Genomic DNA, 5342 nt, shown 5'->3' with positions numbered 1-5342 from the left:
CGGGCCCGGCCCCCGAGGCGGGGCGTGCGGGTCGGGTCGACGTGGGGTGGCGGGAGGAACCAGACCTTGCCGCGCACCCCGGCTCCCTCGATGCGGATCTCCCACCCGTTGTCGTGGATGCGGTGATGACAGCTCTCGCAGAGGAGCACACCGTTCGCGAGGTCGGTGGGGCCGGCATCCCTCGCCCACCACCGGATGTGATGGACCTTGACCTGCCCGGGTGGTGCCCCGCACATCGCGCATCCGCCGTCGCGTTCGACGAGGGCGAGGCGCTGAGTCCGGGTGAAGAGCCGCCGCGTGCGGCCCCAGTCGAGGATCTCGCTGTCGCCGCCGAGCACGCACGAGATGATCTCGCCGCCGGCGGCCATCCGCCGGGCGGTGGCGACGGAGACGGGGGCGGTGATGCCGTCGATCGTCGCGTACCCGGTGCCGTTGACGAGGTCTTCGTGGTCGATGCGCACGATGACGGTGGCGCCTTCGAGGGGCAGATCGGTGCGCTCGCAGCCGAGCGCGTGCTCGCACAGCCGCACCAGTGCTTCGGCCTGCATCTGCTTCACCGACCGGCGCGGTGCGTCGGGGTCAGAAGCCCCGGAGCGGTCGGCGTCGCGGGTCGCGCGCATCTCGGCCGACACCCAGCCTTCGATCGCGGTCTTGACGGGTGCGCCGCTGGCGGGGTCGAGCTCGGCGATCATCACGATCCGCCCGCGTTCCTCGCGGATGGTCAGCGAGATGTCGGTGCGGGCCTCGTCTTCACGCGGCGCGACCCCGTCGGGGTCGAGCCAGGCTTCGGCGCGCACCAGCAGGCGCGAGAGCTGATCCATCGAGAGTCCCGGTGCCTGTTCGGCGAGGATCTTCTCGGCCGCATCGATCGCCTCGATCCCGGCGCGCAGCGCGACCCGGTCGAGCATCGTGATGATCGCCGCGGCTGCCTGCGCAGTCAACCCGGCCCGATCCAGCGCGGTGGCGATGTGCGGGTGCCGCGCCGGAGCCTTCTCGCCCGACAGCAGCTGCCGCGGCGCGGTCGCCTCGCCGACCTTGACCAGCCGCGCGGCATCGCCGGTCGAGGTGCCGGCGGTCGCGGCGATCAGCGCGGTCGGATTGCGGAACCCCTGCGTCTTGGCCAGGCTCTCCGGCCCGAGCTCGGGCCGCGACCGCCGTGCGATCTCGGCAGCCAGCTGCGCCTGATCGGCGTCGAGCATTCGCCGCATCCGGCAGTAGCGTTCGTTGACCGCCACCAGCTCGCTGTCGCTGAGCGAAGCGGCATCTTCACCCGACCACACTTCGCGCACGGCCTCGACCTCAGCGGGGAGAAGATCGAGGGTTCGGGACATGCAAATACTGTACCGCGCTGGGCCGACACTCTCGAAGAGATATGCGAATGCTGTGGAAAACTCGCGGATCGCGTGAAGCAGCCCATCAAAAGCACCTCGCGAAAATCGAACATATGGACAAGAGGCGATTCATCCTCGATCCCTGAGAGGTTCACCAGCGATCCCCGCGAAGATACCCGCGTGAAACCTGGCGGTTCTAGGCTTGGGGCGTCATGAAAGTCATCTCCTATAACCTCCGAAAGCACCGGGCCGCGACCGAGCTCACCGCCCTGGTGAATCGCCATGCCGCCGATGTGCTCTGCCTGCAGGAGTGCGACACGACCGACATGCCGGCATCCATCGGCGAACTGCGGCTCGCCGAAGCGACCTCGCGCAATCGTCTCGGCCTGGCCGTCTACTACCGCGAGAACACGTTCCACCTGCTCGAGGTGCGGTCGATGGCGCTGAAGAAGTCGATGCACGACCGCGTTCTCAAGCCCGCCGAAGAGCGGATGCTGGGCGTCAGACTGCACGACATCGACGAGAACCGCGAGCTGATCGTGGGCTCGTTCCATGCGGCTCCGCTGACGGCGCTCAATTCGCTGCGGCGCCACCAGATCCGTACCGCGCTCACCGAACTGCAGTCGCTGGGCGATGGGCTGCCGGTGCTGATGGTGGGGGACTACAACTATCCGGTCTTCAAGGAGAACCTGGGCCAGAAGGTGCGCGAGCACGGCTATGAGCTCAACCTCAGCGACATGCGCACGTACACGCGCTACCGCTTCTTTCGCGGGCACTACGACTTCGCGACCTCGGTGGGCCTGACAATCGAGAAGGTGCGCACGCTGCCGCAGGGCCGCAGCGACCACCTGCCGATCCTGGTCACCGCGTCGATGTCGGCGAGGGCGAAGGTGCGCGCCGCCTGACCGACGCGAGGTCTGAGCGCGTGTCCGGGAACCGGTTCGCGCATGTCCGGGAATCGGCTGCCGCTGGCTTCGCGGACGACGTTCTTCCGGACACGCCTTCACGCTCGCCGATGTCGCGGCGGTTTTGCTAGGCACATCCACTCGGTGTTATGCGTGCATATGCACGCATAAAGTGCGATAATGAGTGCATTAACACTCCTTAGGAGACGACATGCCGCGCCCCACCCCTGCAAAGGTGACCCGCGCAGCTGAGAGCATCGGCTCTCAGCTCGCGGCGTGGCGAAAGCTGCAGTCGCTGACAGCCGCGCAGGTGGCCGAGCGGGCCGGTATCGGCCGCAGCACTCTGACGAAGATCGAGAACGGCGACGCCGGCGTGCGGTTCGATGCGATCCTGAAAGTTGCTCGAGCACTCGGGATTCTCGACAACATCGTCGACGCCGTTGACCCGTACGAGACCGATCTCGGCCGGGCGCGTGCGGACGAGGTCCTGCCTCAGCGAGTTCGAAGATGACCGGCGTGTTCGCATACACCGACATCGGCGGTGGACTCGTCGCCGTCGGCGAGCTTCACTCGAGCGTCCGCAGAGGGCGCGTGAGATCATCATTCAGGTACGACACCGACTTCGTCCAGCGCCGCGGTGCGTACGCGATCGAACCCGCGCTGCCGCTTTCGACGGGATCGTGGCCACTGGGGCGGGCGCTTCCGCGGTCCTTCGATGACGCCGCCCCCGATCGGTGGGGCCGGAATCTCATCGCGAAGCGGGCGCGCGCCGATGCGGCTGCTGCCGGCCACGCCGACCGCCAGCTCGATGAACGCGACTTCCTGCTCGGTGTGAGTGATGTCACTCGACAGGGTGCTCTGAGGTTCTCGATCGAGCCTGACGGCGAGCTGCAGCACCCGGATGCAGAGGTGCCGAGGCTACTCGCACTTCCGCGGCTCCTGCGCGCCGCCGACAGTGTCGGTCGCGATGACGCCGGCGGCCTGGATGCGATCAAAGAACTCCTTGACGCCGGCACAGGCTCGCTGGGCGGCGCTCGCCCGAAGGCGTCTGTCAGCGACGGTGAACGGCTGCTGATCGCCAAGTTCCCTCATCACGCGGATCAGTGGGACGTCATGGGGTGGGAGAAGACCGCTTTGGATCTGGCGGATGCCGCAGGCATCGCGGTGCCGCACCGCCAGCTCATCGACATCGAGGGTCGATCCGTGCTGCTGCTGGAGCGGTTCGATCGATCCGGCTCTGACCGCATTGGATACATCAGTGCGATGACGCTGCTCGAGAGCGAGGACGGCGAAAGCCGGGACTACCTGGAGATCGCCGAGGTCATGACAGAGCACGGATCGCACACGACGTCGGATCTACGGGAGCTGTGGCGTCGAGTCGCGTTCTCGATCGCCATCCACAACACCGACGATCACCTGCGCAATCATGGCTACCTCCGGCGGGATGCCGGCTGGAGGCTTGCGCCCGCCTTTGACCTCAATCCCAACCCTGACTCGGGCGCGATGCGCGTCACCTCCGTGGGAGGTGCCCCGAACCCCGCCCGTGAGCTGGAAGCACTGCGGGCCTCGGCTTCGATTTTCGATCTGACACAGGATGCCGCCCGACGGGTGCTGGGCGAGGTGAGTGCCGCGGTGGCAGGGTGGCCGGACGTGGCCAGAAAGAACGGTGTACCGTCCCGGGATGTCGAGCGCTTTCGCCCCACGCTCGACTCGATGGCGGAGTTGGTGACGGCGGCCGTGCGTCCGTGATTGGCGCGGACTACTGCCCGCCGACCCAGTCCTGCAGCTGCGCGACGAACCGCTCGCGCGAGAACATCTGGGTTCGCTGGCGGAAGGCTGCGGCATCCAGCGAGGTCGCCTGGTGCAGCAGCTCGTCCCAGTCGTTCCAGCGCTCGATCTCGCAGGTGACGCCGCCGCCGACGGCCTCGACCGACTCGCGCACGCCGCCCGCCGAGTTCGCGATGACGGGGGTTCCGCAGGCCATCGCCTCGACCGGCATGATGCCGAAGTCTTCGACGGCGGGGAAGACGTACGCCAGCGCGTGGGCGTAGAGCGCCCGGAGCATGGCGTCGGACGGCGCGATGATGAAGGTGACCTCGGCGCCCGACGCGGCCGCGCTCGAACGCAGGGCGACGTGGCTCGGACCGGTGCCGGCGATGACCACCGGCACCTTCACCTGGGCGCCGATCTGCATCACCCGGTCGAGGCGCTTGTAGTCGACCATGCGCGAGGCGCCCAGCAGGAACGTCTCGGGCAGCGCGTCGAGCTGACGCTGCTCGTGGTCGGTGAGATCGCGCCGCCAGTCGTCGGTGGCCACCAGGGTCTTGGTGTCGACCGGCGGGTAGATCACCCGCGAGGGCTGCTCCCACGCGCGGGCCACGCGCTCGCCGGTGTAGCGGCTGTTGACCGCGATCGAGGTCGCCTCGGCGGCGCGGCGGCGGTCGATCGGCTTCAGCACCCTGCTCGCCATGCGTGCCATCGCGGTGTCGCCGCGGTGGTCGCGTTCGGGCTCCCAGATGTACCGCGCGGGGGTGTGCGCGTAGACGAGCTTGCGGGTGCCCGGTCGGGCTTTGATGTGATGGGCGAACAGGTGCGAGCTGACCAGCATCCATTCGGGGTTTCCCGAGGACGGCATGCGCCAGGTGGGAAGCATTGCCGGCAGCGCGAGCACCTTGTTTCTGCGCAGTGACGTGCGGGCGATCCACGACTCGGTCACTTCGCGTCCGTCGAACACCGGGGTGTCGTTCCACAGCACGCGAACGCCCGCATCGGGAAAGGCGTCCATCATGGCGTCGAGCACGCGTTCGGCGCCGCCCCAGCGCTCCACCCACTCGTGCACGATCATTCCGGGCGCCGTCGCACTGACTGTGCGCTCGGATACCCGCGTCGTCGCGAAATCGGTCATCGGTGACCTCCCCAGGTCGCTGCACGCGTGGGTCCTGAACCCAGAATCAGGACGCGCCCCTCATGAGCTTCGGGTTCACGAGGTTGGTGTGCAGCCCCCACAGCTGCCTACTCACGCAGTGGTTACGTTACCTCCGAAAAGCCGCACGCGCACCGGTCTTCGTGCTAACGGGGCAAAACCTTGAGAGATCCTTGCGCTGAC

The 5342-nt window shown here is 67.7% G+C and carries 5 protein-coding genes; 3 read left to right on the top strand and 2 right to left on the bottom strand.

Translation table 11 applies throughout. From position 1 onward, the window contains the following. Nucleotides 1–1331 (bottom strand): HNH endonuclease signature motif containing protein (locus QZV84_RS07725; RefSeq protein ID WP_292827817.1); only part of this gene is annotated, 1331 nt, incomplete at its 3' end. A 212-nt stretch (nt 1332–1543) separates the two neighbouring features. On the opposite strand from QZV84_RS07725, the gene QZV84_RS07720 reads away from it, so the two are divergent. From QZV84_RS07720 to QZV84_RS07710, 3 genes are all read left to right on the top strand, one after another. Continuing rightward, entirely contained in the window at nt 1544–2236 is a 693-nt protein-coding gene (locus QZV84_RS07720; RefSeq protein ID WP_292827815.1) for an endonuclease/exonuclease/phosphatase family protein, read from the top strand. A gap of 211 nt (nt 2237–2447) precedes the next feature. Then, nucleotides 2448–2747 (top strand): helix-turn-helix transcriptional regulator, encoded by a 300-nt coding sequence (locus QZV84_RS07715; protein WP_292827812.1) that lies wholly within the window; start codon nt 2448–2450, stop codon nt 2745–2747. After that, nucleotides 2744–3985 (top strand): type II toxin-antitoxin system HipA family toxin, encoded by a 1242-nt coding sequence (locus QZV84_RS07710; protein ID WP_292827809.1) that lies wholly within the window; start codon nt 2744–2746, stop codon nt 3983–3985. Before QZV84_RS07715 ends, QZV84_RS07710 begins: the two co-directional genes overlap by 4 nt. 10 nt (nt 3986–3995) lie before the next feature. Here the strand turns inward: QZV84_RS07710 and QZV84_RS07705 are convergent, their stop codons facing one another. Then, nucleotides 3996–5141 (bottom strand): glycosyltransferase, encoded by a 1146-nt coding sequence (locus QZV84_RS07705; protein WP_292827806.1) that lies wholly within the window; start codon nt 5139–5141, stop codon nt 3996–3998. Nucleotides 5142–5342: the final 201 nt, after the last annotated feature.

It is taken from the genome of Microbacterium sp. (genome assembly GCF_011620715.1).
Taxonomy (GTDB): Bacteria; Actinomycetota; Actinomycetes; order Actinomycetales; family Microbacteriaceae; genus Microbacterium.
Note: the sequence above shows the minus strand (reverse complement) of the source record. Positions and strands in the feature narration are given on the sequence as shown.

Bases quoted from the DNA above. Each gene is read 5' to 3' on its own strand.
- QZV84_RS07715 (WP_292827812.1), top strand. From the start codon at position 2,448: ATGCCGCGCCCCACCCCTGCAAAGGTGACCCGCGCAGCTGAGAGCATC.
- QZV84_RS07705 (WP_292827806.1), bottom strand. From the start codon at position 5,141: ATGACCGATTTCGCGACGACGCGGGTATCCGAGCGCACAGTCAGTGCG.
- QZV84_RS07710 (WP_292827809.1), top strand. From the start codon at position 2,744: ATGACCGGCGTGTTCGCATACACCGACATCGGCGGTGGACTCGTCGCC.
- QZV84_RS07720 (WP_292827815.1), top strand. From the start codon at position 1,544: ATGAAAGTCATCTCCTATAACCTCCGAAAGCACCGGGCCGCGACCGAG.